This is a genomic window from Variovorax stachyos (assembly GCF_051400855.1).
Lineage (GTDB): Bacteria > Pseudomonadota > Gammaproteobacteria > Burkholderiales > Burkholderiaceae_C > Variovorax.
The window spans coordinates 44,572-58,096 of sequence record NZ_JBLFFN010000002.1 but is presented as its reverse complement, the minus strand read 5'-3'; the positions used below and the strand labels follow the sequence as shown (position 1 = coordinate 58,096).

The following is a 13,525-nucleotide window of genomic DNA, read 5'->3' as shown; positions in this document are numbered from 1 at the left end:
AACCGGCCATGACATCGGTGCGCCACCGCAAGCTTCCCCGCCACCGCCAACCCGAGCTCGAGCGGGACATCACGCGCTCGCCTTCGCTCGGCTACGAGGCGCCGGAGGAAGCGGGCCTGGTGCGCTGCCTGGCACACGGCTTTCCGAGCCCGCTGGTGCGCTGGCATTTCCACGAAGAGTACGAGCTGCACCTGATCACGGAAACCTCGGGCAAGGCCTTCATCGGCGACTGGATCGGGCCTTTCCAGCCCGGCCACCTGGTGCTGTGCGGACCGCGGCTGCCGCACAACTGGATCTCGCTCGATGTGCCGGAGGGCGGCGCGGCCGGACGCGACCGCGTGATCCAGTTCCGCCACGAGCCCATCGAGCGCGCGGCGGCGGAGATTCCGGAACTGCGCGAGGTGATGCAGCTGCTCGAGCGCGCGCGCCACGGCATCGAGTTCTTCGGCATGGCGGAGCGCGCGCTGGCGCATTGGGATGCGGTCAAGGGCGCACGCGGGCTGCGCCGCTTCGGCCTCTTCTGCGCCTACCTGGCCGACCTGGCGCAGTGCACCGACTACCGGCTGCTCTCCAACGTGCAGATGCAGGGCGTGGAAGGCGAGGCCGGCGTGGACCAGATCAACATCATCGTCGACCGCATCACCTCCAACCTGGCCGAGCCGATCGTGATGGCCGACATCGCCACCGAGCTGGGCATGAGCGAAAGCCGCTTCAGCCGCTTCTTCAAGCGCTCGACCGGCAACAGCTTCACGGACTTCGTGAACCGCGTGCGCATCAACAGCGCCTGCCACCTGCTGATGCAGACCGACCACTACGTGACCGACATCTGCTACCAGGTCGGCTTCAACAACGTCGCCAACTTCAACCGCCGCTTCCTGGAGATCAAGGGCATGACGCCGACCGAGTTCCGGCGCCAGAGCGACCACCGCTTCGGCGGCGGCTGAAGAAGGGCCAGCGCTTGTACCTCGGACTCGACCTCGGCACCTCGGAGCTGAAGGTGCTGCTGCTGGCGCCGGACCATCGCATCGTCGCGCTGGCGCGGGCGCCGCTCACGGTCGATCGGCCGGCGCCGCTGTTCTCGGAGCAGGCGCCCTCGCAGTGGTGGGAGGCGCTGGAAGCCGCGATGGCCGAGTTGCGGCGCACGCAGGCTGCGGCGCTGTCGGCCGTGCGCGCCATCGGCCTCTCGGGCCAGATGCACGGTGCAGTGGCCATGGATGCACAAGACCGGGTGCTGCGCCCGGCCATCCTCTGGAACGACGGCCGCAGCGCCGCCCAGTGCCGCACGCTCGCCGCACGCGTGCCGCGGCTGGGCGACATCGCCGGCAACCTGGCGATGCCGGGCTTCACCGCGCCCAAGCTGCTATGGATGCGCGAGCACGAGCCCGAGCTGTTCGCGCGCATTGCCCACGTGCTGCTGCCCAAGGACTGGTTGCGCTTCATGTTGAGCGGCGAGCTCGCGAGCGATATGTCGGATGCCTCGGGCACGCTGTGGCTCGACGTGGGCGCCCGCGACTGGTCTGACGAACTCCTGGGTGCCTGTGGCCTGTCGCGCGCGCAGATGCCGCGCCTGGTGGAAGGCAGCGCGCCCGCGGGGCGGCTCAAGCCCGCGCTCGCGCAACGATGGGGCATCCCGGCCGGCGTGCCCCTCGCCGGGGGCGCCGGCGACAACGCGGCGAGCGCGGTCGGCATGGGCCTGGTGGAAGCGGGACAAGGCTTCGTCTCGCTGGGCACCTCCGGCGTGATCTTCATCGGCGGCGAGCGCTTCGAGCCCCGGCCCGACGCCGCGGTGCATGCCTTCTGTCATGCGTTGCCCGGCCGCTGGCACCAGATGTCGGTGATGCTCTCGGCTTCCAGCGCCGTGAGCTGGGGCGCCCGCAGCTTCGGCCTCGGCAACGAGGCGGCGCTGCTCGCCGCTGCCGCTTCCCTGGGCGATGAGGCGCGGCAACGCGCTCCGCTGTTTCTGCCCTACCTGTCAGGCGAGCGCTCCCCGCACAACGACGCCGATGCGCAAGGCGTGCTGTTCGGGCTTACGCACGCACACGGTCCGGCCGACATCGCCTATGCGGTGGTCGAAGGCGTGAGCTTCGGGCTGCGCGACGGCCTCGACACGCTCGCCCGGCCAATTGGCGACCTGGTGCTGGTCGGCGGCGGCGCGCGCAGCGCCTGGTGGGCGCAGTTGCTGGCCGACGTGCTGGACACGCCGCTTGCGATTTGCGAAGGCAGCGAGGCCGGCGGCGCGCTGGGCGCCGCGCGGCTGGCTTGGCTATCGGACGGCGGCACGCTGCACGAGGTGTGTCGCCGCCCCATGCTGCGACGGCGCTTCGAGGCGGCCCGATCGCCGGCCGATCAGCTTCGCGCGCGGCATGCCCGGTTCAAGGCGCTCTACGTCGGGCTGCGCCCGCTCTTCGGCTGGAAGGATGAATGACATGTTCGTGGTGTGCGGCGAAGCGCTGATGGATGTCTACGTGCTGGCGACGACGCCCACCGGCCTGCACCTGGACGCGCGCATCGGCGGCTCGCCCTTCAACGTGGCCGTAGGCCTGGCGCGGCTTGGGCGCCGCTCGGCGCTGCTCACCGGCCTGTCGCGCGACGCCGCGGGAGAACGGCTGATGCAGGCGCTGGACGCAGAAGGCGTCGACACGCGCCTGGTGCTGCGCAGCGATGCGCCGACCACCCTGAGCGTGGTGAGCGTCGACGCGGCCGGCGTACCGCACTACGCCTTCTACGGCCACGGCGCGGCGGACCGGACCATCGACACTGCCAGCCTGCCCGCGCTGCCGCAGAACGCTCGCGTGCTCCAGTTCGGCTCCTATGCGCTGGTGGTCGAGCCGGTCGGCAGCGCCCTGCGCGCCCTGGCGGCACGCGAGCGCGGCCGGTGCCTCGTGGCCTACGACCCCAACGTGCGGCTCAACGTCGAGCCCGATCTGGCGCGCTGGCGCACGGCCGTCGAGGCCATGGCAGCGCTCTCGCACATCGTGAAGGCGAGCGATGAGGACCTGCGCCTGCTCTATCCGGATTCAGCGCCGGCCGAGGTAGCCCGGCGCTGGCTGTCGCTCGGGGCACGCTTGGTCGTGGTTACGCGCGGCGCCCTGGGCAGCGAAGCCTGGACGGCGGGTACGCACGCTGCCGAATCCGCACTGCCGGTCGAGGTGGTGGACGCAGTGGGCGCCGGCGACACCTTCCAGGCCGCGCTGCTGACCTGGCTGGAGGAACAGCAGGTCCTGAGCGTTGCGGGACTCGAAGCGCTCGATGCGCAGCGGCTCTCGGCCCTGCTGCGCTTCGCGACCGGCGCCGCCGCGATCACCTGCTCGCGCCGCGGTGCCGACATGCCGCGGCGCAGGGAACTGCCGGTCGATTGATTGATTGATTGGTTGATTGACCGCCGAGGTGGCGCTCGCCTCGATCCGCCTTACAGGATCGAGTGATCGGTGGTGAAGAGGCAGGAGTCCGCATCCGAGTCCGGCCTCCGCCTGTCGCGCCCGGCAGCCGGGCGCATGACCGGCGGCTCGGCCGCCTCTCCCTCGCCGATGCCCACCGGCGCCGGAGGCTTGCCGAAGGGCGCCAACCTCTGCACGACGCGCAGCGCCGAAGCGCCTTCGATCAGCGCCTCCGAGTAGTCCGGCAGGCCACGGGTCGAGGAATCCACCGGCCGGTAGACCAGGCACTCGTCCGAGTCGGCTTGAACAGCCTCCATCAGCACCCAATGGAATTCATCGGGTTCGAGTTCGAGAACGGTCAGGGCAAGGTCACGGAGCGCCATCGGGAAAACCTCTTGTTGAATGTCGCGAATTGTTACAGCCGGGTTGCTTATCGGCAAAGGTACTTTTGCACGGTGTCTCCTCCAGGTGATGGAGGCCGGCGCGGCACCGCGTGAAGGGCGCCGCAGTTGCGGCGCCCTGGCTCACACCTTCTTCAGCCCAGGCGAACCGGCACGAAGATCCGGTCGCCGTCGCGCTGGATCAGCAGCGCGACCGACTTGTCGGCCTTGGCCACGACCTCGCGCACCTGCTCCGCGGACTTGGCGGGCGTGCCGTTGATGGCCAACAGCACGTCGCCAGGTTGCACGCCGGCCAGCGCCGCGGGGCCGCCCGAATCCTCGACCAGCAAGCCGCCATCCACGCGCGCCTCGCGCTTTTCCTGCGGTTGCAAGGGGCGCAGCGCGAGACCGAGCTTGCCTTGGCCGGCGGGGGCGTCGTTCCTGGCCACGGCGCTCGTCTTCTCGCTCGCATCGCCGAGCCGGGCGCTGATCTCGTGGCGCTCGCCCTGGCGCCACACGTCCAGCGTGATGCGGGTGCCGGGCTTCTTCTCGCCGATCAGGGCCGGCAGGTCGCCGGACGCCACGATGGGCTCGCCATCGACCTTGCGGATCACGTCGCCCGGGCGCAGGCCGGCCTGGTCGGCCGGGCCGCCCTTCTCGATGCTGGACACCAGCGCGCCTTCAGGCTTGTCGAGCTTGAAGGAGTCGGCGAAGGCCTGATTGACCTCCTGCACCGCCACCCCGAGCCGGGCGTGGCTCACCTTGCCGGTGGCGACGATCTGGTCCTTCACCCGGATCGCGACGTCGATCGGGATCGCGAAGGACACGCCCTGGTAGCCGCCGCTGCGGCTGTAGATCTGCGAGTTGATCCCCACCACCTCGCCGCGCGTGTTGAGCAGCGGGCCGCCCGAGTTGCCGGGGTTGATGGCCACGTCGGTCTGCAGGAAGGGCACGTAGCTGTCGTCGGGCAGCGAGCGGCCCTTGGCGCTCACCACGCCGGCCGTCACGGTGTTCTCGAAACCGAAGGGCGAGCCGATGGCGAGCACCCATTCGCCCACCTTGAGGTCCTTGGTGCTGCCCAGCTGCAGGGTCGGCAGGTTTTTCGCGTCGATCTTGAGCACGGCGATGTCGGTCTTGGGGTCCGACCCGAGCACCTTGGCGCGGAACTCGCGGCGATCGGTGAGCTTGACCGTGACTTCGCTGGCATCCTTCACCACGTGTGCGTTGGTCAGGATGATGCCGTCGGCATTCACGATGAAGCCCGAGCCCTGGCCGCGCACGGGAACCTCGCGCTGCTGGATGCGAGGACCGAACTGGCCGCCGAACCGGCGGAAGAACTCGAACATCGGGTCGTCCGGATCGATGCCGGCCATACCCTCCATCGAAGTCTTGGTGGTGCCGGTCACGCTGATGTTGACCACCGCCGGGCCGCCGCGCGATGTGATGGTCGAGAAGTCGGGCATGGTGACCAGGGGCGCCGCCGCGGCAGTCGCCGCCGCGGGCGCGCCCACGGCGCTGGCACTGGTGTAGGCCCCGGCACCGACAGCGCCGATCACGCTGGCGGCCGCCAGCGCGGCGACAAGGGTGCGGGGCGATTTCAGACGGACATTCATGGGGACTCCTTTCGAGGTGTCAGCGGAAACACGATGAAAGGAAATGTCGGTCCGTTCGCTTAGGCCCGCCTTAAGCAGTGGAAGGAAAAAGCAGCCTCACCCGCAGGCCGCCAAGGCTCGCGGAGCGCCCGATGTCCAGCGTGGCGCCATGCTGGTCGGCGATCGACTTCACGATCGCCAGCCCCAGGCCGCTGCCCGGCGCCTGCGGTTCACCGGCGCGGTAGAAGCGATCGAGCACGCGCTCGCGCTCCTCGGCCGGCAGGCCCGGGCCGCTGTCCTCCACTACCAGCTCGGCGCCATTCGCCTGCTGCGCGATGCGGATGTCGACGCGCCCGCCTTCGGGCGTGTACTTGACCGCGTTGTCCAGCAGGTTGCGCAGCAGCGTGCGCAGGGCCTCGGGCCGGCCCTGCACCCGGGCCGCTTGCGCGCTGGCAATGCCGATATCGATGCGCCTCGCCTGGGCCACCGCGATGGCATCGGAGAGCGCGAGCCGCGCGACCTCCTGCAGCTCTACCGCCTCGGGCGGCGTGCCGGCCGCCGCGCTGGCCTCCTGCCGCGCCAGCGCCAGCATCTGCTCGACCAGGCGGGTTGCCCGGTCGATTCCCGCGGCAAGGCGGTTGACGGCCAGCTCGCGCGTGCTCTCGTCGGGTGCGCGCTGCAGGCCCTGCACCTGCAGCTTCAGCGCGGCGAGCGGCGAGCGCAGCTCGTGCGCGGCATCGGCCACGAAGTGCTTCTGCGCCTCGAAGGCCCGGCGCACGCGGTCGAACAGCAGGTTGAGCTCGTGCACCAGCGGGCGCACCTCCTCGGGCAGGCCGCTCTCGCTCACGGGCGAGAGGTCGTCGGCCTGCCGCGCCGCGACCTGGCCGCGCACGCGCGCGACCGGCGCCAGCGAGCGGCTCACCACCCACCACACGACCAGCATGAGCAGCGGCGCCGCGAGTGCGATCGGCCCGACCGTGCGCAGCGCCAGCGTGCCTGCCATGTGGCGGCGCGCTGCCATGTCCTGCGCCACCTGGATCACCAGGGAGCGGGCCTGCAGCGAGTAGACGCGGTAGGTGGTGCCGCGCGCGTTGACGTTCGAGAAGCCCAGCACCGCACGCTGCGGCAGCGCGGCCTGCGCGGCCGATTCGAAGACGAGCACGCCATCGGCGGTCCACACCTGCACCACGAACTCGAAGTTCTGCTCGCCGTCGCTGAGTCCGCCGACGGCCGCGCTGGGCGGCAGGCCGGCGCGCAGGGACAGGGCCATCTGCTGCATGTGGTAGTCGAAGATCTGGTCGGCTTCCTTCAGCACCGTGCGGTAGGCGACGAAGGCCTGGGTGCCGGCGGCCAGCACGATGGCCGCGAGCAGGAAGAGGAGCAGCCGCGCGCGCAAAGACTTCATTCTTTAGGCACCATGTACCCCACCCCCCGCACGTTCCGGATCAGGTCCGCGCCCAGCTTCTTGCGCAGCCCGTGCACGTAGACCTCGACTGCGTTGCTGCTGATCTCGTCCTTCCAGCCGTAGAGTTTTTCCTCGAGCTGGGCGCGCGACAGCACCATGCCGGGCCGCGCGATCAGCGGCTCGAGCACCGCCCACTCGCGCGCCGACAGGACCACAGGCTGGCCGTTGACCGAGACTTCGCGCGTGGTCGGGTGGATGCTCACGCCCATGTGCTCGTAGACCGGCTCGGCCCGGCCCGAAGCACGGCGCAGCAAGGCGCGGATGCGCGCCAGCAGCTCGTCGAGGTCGTAGGGCTTGAGCACGTAGTCGTCGGCGCCGGCATCCAGGCCTTCGATGCGCTGCTGCACCGAGTCGCGGGCGGTGGCGATCAACACCGGCATGCGCTGCTTGCGCGCACGCAGCGCGCGCAGCACCTCGAGCCCGTCGCGGCGCGGCACGCCGAGATCGAGCAGCACCAGGTCGTACTGCTGGGTGCGCAAGGCGGTGTCGGCGGCCTCGCCGTCCTTGACCCAGTCGACCGCGTAGTGCTCGGCCCGCAGCAGGTCCAGCACGGCCTCGCCGATCATCACGTCGTCTTCGAGCAGCAGCAGTCGCATGTTGAGGGGTCCGGCAAAGGCTTGTTCGAGATCGTAGCGGGGGCGAAGTTCAGAGCAGCGAGCGCACCTCGCGCGCCGCCTCGAACAGCAGCGGCAGCAGGTCGCGGCGCAGCGTCTCCTCCTGGTGACGGCCGCCGGACAACACCACGTTGAGCGCCGCCACGGTGTGGCCCTGCATGTTGCGCAGCGGCACCGCGAGCGCCTGCACGCCGAGTTCGTGCTCCTCGCTGGCGAAGCAGTAGTCGTCCTTGCGGACCTGGGCGATGCGCTGGCGCAGCAGGCGCGCAGTGGTGATGGTGTGCGGCGTGAGGCGCGGCAGCAGGCGGCCCTTGAGCCACTGCGCGAGTTGCGCGGGGCTCATTGCCGCCAGCAGCACGCAGCCGGTCGAAGTCGCGTGCGCAGGCAGGCGCGCGCCCAGGTGCAGGCCGTAGGCGAGCACGCGGGTGGGCGTGCCGTAGGCGCCGCTGCGCGCGACGATGACCACCTCCTCGCCGTCGAGCACCACGGCCGAGAAGGACTCCCCGGTCTGCGCCGCCAGCCGGTTCAGCGTGGGCTGCAGCGCGCGCGGCAACCGCGACGAGGCAAGGTAGCTGCCGGAGAAGCGCAGCACCTTCGGCGCCATCCAGAAGTAGCTGCCGTCGGTCTCGAGATAGCCCAGGTGGGCGAGCGTGAGCAGGTGGCGCCGGGCGGCGGCGCGCGTGAGGCCCGCGCGCTCGGCGGCCAGCGTGGCATTGAGGCGCTGGCGCTCGGTGTCGAAGCTCTCGAGCACGGCCATGCCCTTGGCGATGCCCTCGATGAAGTCCGGCTTGGCGATGGTCATGGCAGGTCGGCGGCGTCGAAGTGTTGCGCGATCATCGCGCAAGCGGGCTCATCATCGCACAGCAGATGTTGCCGGGGTGATGCCAGGACGACCGTCCGGTCCTACGCTTCACCCTGACATCCAGGAGACCTCCATGCGCACCCAAGTCGTCATCATCGGCGCCGGCCCGGCCGGCCTGCTGCTCGGTCAGCTGCTCTTCAAGGCCGGCATCGACAACGTGATCGTCGAGCGCCAGACCGGCGCCTACGTGCTCGGCCGCATCCGTGCCGGCGTGCTGGAGCAGGTCACGATGGACCTGCTGGCGCGTGCCGGCGTCGACGCCCGCGCCAACGCCGAGGGGCTGCCGCACGAGGGCATCGAACTGCTCTTCAAGGGCGCGCGCCACCGCATCGACCTGCATGGCCTGACCGGCGGCAAGCAGGTCACGGTCTATGGCCAGACCGAGGTCACGCACGACCTGATGAATGCGCGCGAGGCCGAGGGCCTGATGACGATCTACAGCGCCTCGCAGGTCAGCCTGCACGGCTTCGACGGCGAGCGCCCGATGGTGCGCTACGAGAAGGACGGCGCCACCCACGAAATCGAGTGCGACTTCATCGCCGGCTGCGACGGCTATCACGGCGTGAGCCGCGCCAGCGTGCCGGCGGGCGCCATCCACACCTACGAGAAGGTCTACCCCTTCGGCTGGCTGGGCGTGCTGGCCGACGTGCCGCCGGTGTCGCACGAGCTGATCTATGCCAACACGCAGCGCGGATTCGCGCTGTGCAGCATGCGCAGCCCCACGCGCAGCCGCTACTACGTGCAGGTGCCGCTGGAGGAGCGCGTGGAGAACTGGAGCGACGACGCCTTCTGGAACGAGCTGCGGCTGCGGCTGGATCCCGAGGCTCGCGAGCGGCTGGTGACCGGCCCCTCGCTGGAAAAGAGCATCGCCCCGCTGCGCAGCTTCGTCGCCGAGCCGATGCGCTTCGGCCGGCTGTTCCTCGCAGGCGATGCGGCCCACATCGTGCCGCCCACGGGCGCGAAAGGCCTGAACCTGGCCACGGCCGACGTCGGCTTCCTGTCGCGCGCCCTCGAGGTCTTCTACCGCGAGCAGAGCGAATCGGCGCTCGATCGCTACTCCGAGCTGTGCCTGCGCCGGATCTGGAAGGCCGAGCGCTTCTCGTGGTGGTTCACCTCGCTCATGCACCGCTTCCCGGACACCGGCGAGTTCGGGCAGAAGATCCAGGAAGCCGAGCTCGACTACCTGGTGCATTCGCGCGCGGCTTCGACCTCGGTGGCGGAAAACTACGTGGGACTTCCGCTCGAGGATTTCTGAGCTTCAGGGGCCGGGCTGCATCAGCTGCCAGATGCGCGCGGGCGTCAGCGGCATGTCGAGGCGCGGCGTGAGCCCGGCCATGCCGCTGCGCGCAAAGGCGTCGGCCACCGCATTGACCACCGCAGGCGTGGCGCCGATGGTGCCGAGCTCGCCCACGCCCTTCACGCCCAGCGGGTTGTTCAGGCAGGGCGTGCTCTGGTCCATCTCGGTCTTGAACATCGCGGCGGCGATGTCGGCGCGCGGTGCCGCGTAGTCCATCAGGCTTCCGGTCAACGGCTGGCCGGTCTCGGCGTCGTAGACCACGCGCTCGCACAGCGCCTGGCCGATGCCCTGCACGGCGCCGCCCTCGAGCTGGCCGCGCACAATCAGCGGGTTGATCACCCGGCCGACGTCATTGACCGAGGCATAGGCCACGACGCCGATCTCGCCGGTCGGCGGATCGATCTCCACCTCGCAGATGTGGCAGCCGTTCGGCCAGGTCGGGCCGGCGACGGCGCTGGTGGAGTCGACGAAGATCTGCCGCTCGGGCTGGCGCCCGGCAAGCGCGAACAGGTCCAGCGCCAGGTCGGTGCCGGCCACTTTGAAAACACCGGCCTCGTATTGGACGTCTTCCGGCGCCACCTCGAGCTCCTGCGCCGCGAGGGCGCGTGCCCTGTCGATGGTGCGCTCGGCGCCCACGCGTACGGCCGAGCCGCCGGTGAAGATGGAGCGCGAGCCGGCGCTGCCGAAGCCGTCGCCCCGGTCGGTGTCGCCCAGCACGATGCGCACCTTTTCGATCGGGACGCCGAAGGCATCCACCACCAGCTGCGCCAGGCTGGTCGCAATGCCCTGCCCCATGGCGTTGACGGCCGAGAACACCTCGATGACGCCGTCGGCCTGCACCGAGACCGTCACCCGCTCCTCGAACACGTTCCCGCCGGTCCACTCCAGGAAGGTCGCGATACCCAGGCCGCGCAGCCGGCCCCGGCGCTCCGACTCGGCCGCCCGCGCGTCGAAGCCCTGCCAGTCGGCCAGGGCCAGCGCCTGGTCCATGACCGATTCGAAGCGGCCGGTGTCGTAGGTCTGCTGCATCGGGTTGGTGTAGGGCATCTGCGCCGGCTGGATGAAGTTGCGCCGGCGCAGCTCGATGCGGTCGATGCCGATCTGGCGCGCGGCCTCGTCCATCAGCCGCTCGATGGTGTAGATCGCCTCGGGGCGGCCGGCGCCGCGGTAGGCACCGGTCGGCGCGGTGTTGGTGAGCACCGCCAGGAAATGGAAGTCGATGGTCTGGATGTCGTAGACGCTGGTCTGCACCCAGGGGCCGATCAGCAACTGGATCGCGACGCCGGTGGCGGTGGCATAGGCGCCCACGTTGGCCAGGGTACGGATGCGCAGCGCGAGGATCCTGCCATTGGCGTCGAGCGCGAGCTCGGCCCGCGCCTCGATGTCGCGCCCGTGCGAGGTCGAGAGGAATTCCTCGCTGCGTTCGGCCACCCATTTCACCGGGCGGCGCAACTGGTGCGCCGCGAAGGCGACCACGATGTCTTCCGGATAGGCGCCGGTCTTCATGCCGAAGCCGCCGCCCACGTCGCCCACCACCACGCGCACCTGCTCGGCAGGCAGGCCGATGGCGTCGCACACCGAGTTGCGCACGCCCGAGGGCATCTGGGTGCTCATGCGGAGGGTGAGGCGGCCGGACTCCGGGTCGGCATCGGCCAGCACCGAGCGGGGCTCGATCGTGAGGGCGACCACCCGCTGGTTGACGACGTCCAGCGCCACCACGTGGTCGGCGCGAGCGAAGGCCGCGCTGGCCGCCTCGGCGCTGCCGTGGCGCATCTCGGCGGCGATGTTGCCGGTGGCTTCGCCCCAGACCAGCGGCGCGCCCTCGGCGGCGGCGGCCTGCGTGTCCACCACCATCGGGAGTTCCTCGTAGTCGACCATCACCGCCTCGCCGGCATCGCGCGCCTGGGCGGCCGTTTCGGCGACCACGGCGGCCACCGGCTCGCCCACGAAGCGCACCGTGTCGATCGCGAGCACATGCCGCGGCGGCGATGCGCAAGCGGCACCGTCGGCGCGCTTGAAGCCGACGGCGGCAGGGATGGGCTTGACGCCGGCCTGCTGCAGATCGGCACCCGTCAACACGCGCAGGACGCCCGGCATTGCCGTCGCCGCGGCGACATCGATGGCCTTCAACCGGGCATGCGGGTACGGGGAACGCACGAAGAACAGATGGGTCTGAAGCGGTAGCGTGACGTCGTCGGTGTAGCGTCCGGCGCCGGCCAGGAGGCTCTCGTCCTCGAGCCGCCGTACGGCCTGGCCGCTGCCGAAGCGCGTGGGATTCGTTTGTGTTGTCACCTGGGTCCTCTTTCCGTTGTGCGCGGGCCGCGAATCAGGGGACGACTATATGGGCACCGGTGCTTTCGCGCTTCCGACGACATCGTGCACTGCCGAAGCCGTGTATACCTTCGACCATGCAACTGCCCTGGCTCGCCCCCGGTGACCCACTGCCCGACGCCGCCTTGGCGTGGGGCGAATCCGACCCCGTTCCCGGCTTGCTGGCGGCCGGCGGCGGCCTCGATGTCGCCAGCCTGCTGCAGGCCTACTCTCACGGCATCTTTCCGTGGTTCAGCGAAGGCCAGCCGATTCTCTGGTGGAGCCCCGACCCGCGCATGGTGCTGGACGTGGAGCACTTCAGGCTGCACCGCTCGCTGCGCAAGACGCTGGAGCGCTTCCGGGCCGCCCCCGATTGCGAGATCCGGATCGACCACGGCTTCGAGACGGTGATCCGGGCCTGCGCCCAAGCCCCGCGCGCCGGCCAGACGGGCACCTGGATCCTGCCCGAGATGCTGCGCGCCTACACGGCGCTGCACCAGGCCGGGTATGCGCACAGCGTCGAGACCTGGATCGGCGGCGAACTCGCCGGTGGGCTGTACTGCGTCGGGATCGGGCGCGCCGTGTTCGGCGAATCGATGTTCGCGCGCCGGGCCGACGCCTCCAAGATCGCGCTCGCCGCACTGGTCGCGTTCTGCCGCCGGCACGGGATCGCGATGATCGACTGCCAGCAGAACACCAGCCACCTGGCCAGCCTGGGCGCCCGTGAAATGCCGCGCGCGCGCTTTCTCTCACACGTGGCGAGGGCACGTCATCTGGCGGGGCCGCAGTGGCGTTTCGAGCCCGTATACTGGTCCGAACTCCTGCCTGCGCGAACTTCCCCAACGACGTGACGCACCTCAAGGATCTTCCGCTCCACACGCTGCAGTTCTACGCGACGGCGCCCTATCCGTGCAGCTACCTGCCGGACCGGCAGGCCCGCTCGCAGGTTGCCACGCCCAGCCACCTGATCCACAACGACGCCTACTCGGACCTGGTGCTGAGCGGCTTCCGCCGCAGCGGAATGTTCACCTACCGGCCCCACTGCGACGGTTGCAATGCCTGCGTACCGCTGCGCGTGCTGGCCGGCGCCTTCAAGCCCAACCGCAGCCAGCGCCGCGCGCAGGCGCGCCATGCCAACCTGCAGGCGCGCGTGCTGAAGCTCTGCTTCGTGCCCGAGCACTACCAGCTCTACCTGCGCTACCAGAACGGCCGCCATGCCGGCGGCGGCATGGATCACGACAGCATCGACCAGTACACCCAGTTCCTGCTGCAGAGCCGGGTCAACTCCAGGCTGGTGGAGTTCCGCGACACGCGCCCGGACGGCAGCCCGGGCGCCCTGAAGATGGTGTCCATCCTGGACGTGCTGAACGACGGGCTGTCGGCGGTCTATACCTTCTACGAGCCCGAGCCGGGCGCGGGCTACGGCAACTACAGCGTGCTGTGGCAGATCGAGCAGGCGCGCAAGCTGGGCCTGGACCACGTCTATCTCGGCTATTGGATCAAGGGCAGCACCAAGATGAACTACAAGGCGCGCTTCGCGCCGCATGAGGTTCTGATCGGCGGCCGCTGGCAAGCGCCGGTTGATTTCACCAAGTAAAATCGCAACCGGTTCCCCCAACCGCGTTGCC

The 13,525-nt window shown here is 70.1% G+C and carries 12 protein-coding genes; 6 read left to right on the top strand and 6 right to left on the bottom strand.

What is annotated here, in order from left to right; translation table 11 throughout:
- The first annotated feature begins 8 nt into the window (after nt 1-8).
- From ACMGEZ_RS03500 to ACMGEZ_RS03490, 3 genes are read left to right on the top strand one after another with little or no spacing between them, the layout of a single operon-like run.
- A complete protein-coding gene (locus ACMGEZ_RS03500; protein ID WP_436821356.1) occupies nt 9-944 on the top strand; it encodes an AraC family transcriptional regulator in 936 nt (311 codons plus the stop codon).
- Between the two features lie 14 nt (nt 945-958).
- The gene (gene xylB, locus ACMGEZ_RS03495; RefSeq protein ID WP_436820871.1) at nt 959-2,425 is read left to right on the top strand and encodes a xylulokinase; all 1,467 of its coding nucleotides are present in this window, start codon (nt 959-961) and stop codon (nt 2,423-2,425) included.
- On the top strand, nt 2,418-3,359 hold the full coding sequence (locus tag ACMGEZ_RS03490; protein WP_436820870.1) for a carbohydrate kinase family protein: 942 nt from the start codon (nt 2,418-2,420) through the stop codon (nt 3,357-3,359). The genes xylB and ACMGEZ_RS03490 overlap by 8 nt, the downstream gene beginning before the upstream one ends.
- Nucleotides 3,360-3,409: 50 nt before the next feature.
- Here the strand turns inward: ACMGEZ_RS03490 and ACMGEZ_RS03485 are convergent, their stop codons facing one another.
- From ACMGEZ_RS03485 to ACMGEZ_RS03465, 5 genes are all read right to left on the bottom strand, one after another.
- Nucleotides 3,410-3,760 carry a hypothetical protein gene (locus ACMGEZ_RS03485; protein ID WP_436820869.1) on the bottom strand — a complete coding sequence of 117 codons (351 nt, stop codon included), beginning with the start codon at nt 3,758-3,760 and terminating at the stop codon, nt 3,410-3,412.
- Nucleotides 3,761-3,912: 152 nt separating this feature from the next.
- Complete coding sequence (locus tag ACMGEZ_RS03480) at nt 3,913-5,370, bottom strand: DegQ family serine endoprotease (RefSeq protein ID WP_436820868.1); 1,458 nt, start codon at nt 5,368-5,370, stop codon at nt 3,913-3,915.
- 70 nt (nt 5,371-5,440) lie between these two features.
- The gene (locus tag ACMGEZ_RS03475) at nt 5,441-6,754 is read right to left on the bottom strand and encodes an ATP-binding protein (protein ID WP_436820867.1); all 1,314 of its coding nucleotides are present in this window, start codon (nt 6,752-6,754) and stop codon (nt 5,441-5,443) included.
- Entirely contained in the window at nt 6,751-7,410 is a 660-nt protein-coding gene (locus ACMGEZ_RS03470) for a response regulator (RefSeq protein ID WP_436820866.1), read from the bottom strand. Before ACMGEZ_RS03470 ends, ACMGEZ_RS03475 begins: the two co-directional genes overlap by 4 nt.
- A gap of 49 nt (nt 7,411-7,459) precedes the next feature.
- The gene (locus ACMGEZ_RS03465; protein ID WP_436820865.1) at nt 7,460-8,230 is read right to left on the bottom strand and encodes an IclR family transcriptional regulator domain-containing protein; all 771 of its coding nucleotides are present in this window, start codon (nt 8,228-8,230) and stop codon (nt 7,460-7,462) included.
- Nucleotides 8,231-8,363: 133 nt separating this feature from the next.
- Between ACMGEZ_RS03465 and pobA the strand changes: the two genes are divergently transcribed.
- A complete protein-coding gene (gene pobA, locus ACMGEZ_RS03460; RefSeq protein ID WP_436820864.1) occupies nt 8,364-9,545 on the top strand; it encodes a 4-hydroxybenzoate 3-monooxygenase in 1,182 nt (393 codons plus the stop codon).
- 3 nt (nt 9,546-9,548) lie between these two features.
- On the opposite strand, the gene ACMGEZ_RS03455 is transcribed toward pobA, so the two are convergent.
- On the bottom strand, nt 9,549-11,879 hold the full coding sequence (locus ACMGEZ_RS03455) for a xanthine dehydrogenase family protein molybdopterin-binding subunit (protein ID WP_436820863.1): 2,331 nt from the start codon (nt 11,877-11,879) through the stop codon (nt 9,549-9,551).
- 116 nt (nt 11,880-11,995) lie between these two features.
- On the opposite strand from ACMGEZ_RS03455, the gene aat reads away from it, so the two are divergent.
- Both aat and ACMGEZ_RS03445 read left to right on the top strand, forming a co-directional pair.
- The gene (gene aat / locus ACMGEZ_RS03450) at nt 11,996-12,748 is read left to right on the top strand and encodes a leucyl/phenylalanyl-tRNA--protein transferase (protein ID WP_436820862.1); all 753 of its coding nucleotides are present in this window, start codon (nt 11,996-11,998) and stop codon (nt 12,746-12,748) included.
- The gene (locus ACMGEZ_RS03445; protein WP_436820861.1) at nt 12,745-13,494 is read left to right on the top strand and encodes an arginyltransferase; all 750 of its coding nucleotides are present in this window, start codon (nt 12,745-12,747) and stop codon (nt 13,492-13,494) included. Before aat ends, ACMGEZ_RS03445 begins: the two co-directional genes overlap by 4 nt.
- Nucleotides 13,495-13,525 lie beyond the last annotated feature (31 nt).

Excerpts from the sequence above, each read along its gene's own strand:
- ACMGEZ_RS03500 (WP_436821356.1), top strand. The coding sequence starts at position 9 with ATGACATCGGTGCGCCACCGCAAGCTTCCCCGCCACCGCCAACCCGAG.
- ACMGEZ_RS03490 (WP_436820870.1), top strand. The coding sequence starts at position 2,418 with ATGAATGACATGTTCGTGGTGTGCGGCGAAGCGCTGATGGATGTCTAC.
- ACMGEZ_RS03485 (WP_436820869.1), bottom strand. The coding sequence starts at position 3,760 with ATGGCGCTCCGTGACCTTGCCCTGACCGTTCTCGAACTCGAACCCGAT.
- ACMGEZ_RS03480 (WP_436820868.1), bottom strand. The coding sequence starts at position 5,370 with ATGAATGTCCGTCTGAAATCGCCCCGCACCCTTGTCGCCGCGCTGGCG.
- ACMGEZ_RS03475 (WP_436820867.1), bottom strand. The coding sequence starts at position 6,754 with ATGAAGTCTTTGCGCGCGCGGCTGCTCCTCTTCCTGCTCGCGGCCATC.
- ACMGEZ_RS03470 (WP_436820866.1), bottom strand. The coding sequence starts at position 7,410 with ATGCGACTGCTGCTGCTCGAAGACGACGTGATGATCGGCGAGGCCGTG.
- ACMGEZ_RS03465 (WP_436820865.1), bottom strand. The coding sequence starts at position 8,230 with ATGACCATCGCCAAGCCGGACTTCATCGAGGGCATCGCCAAGGGCATG.
- pobA (WP_436820864.1), top strand. The coding sequence starts at position 8,364 with ATGCGCACCCAAGTCGTCATCATCGGCGCCGGCCCGGCCGGCCTGCTG.
- aat (WP_436820862.1), top strand. The coding sequence starts at position 11,996 with ATGCAACTGCCCTGGCTCGCCCCCGGTGACCCACTGCCCGACGCCGCC.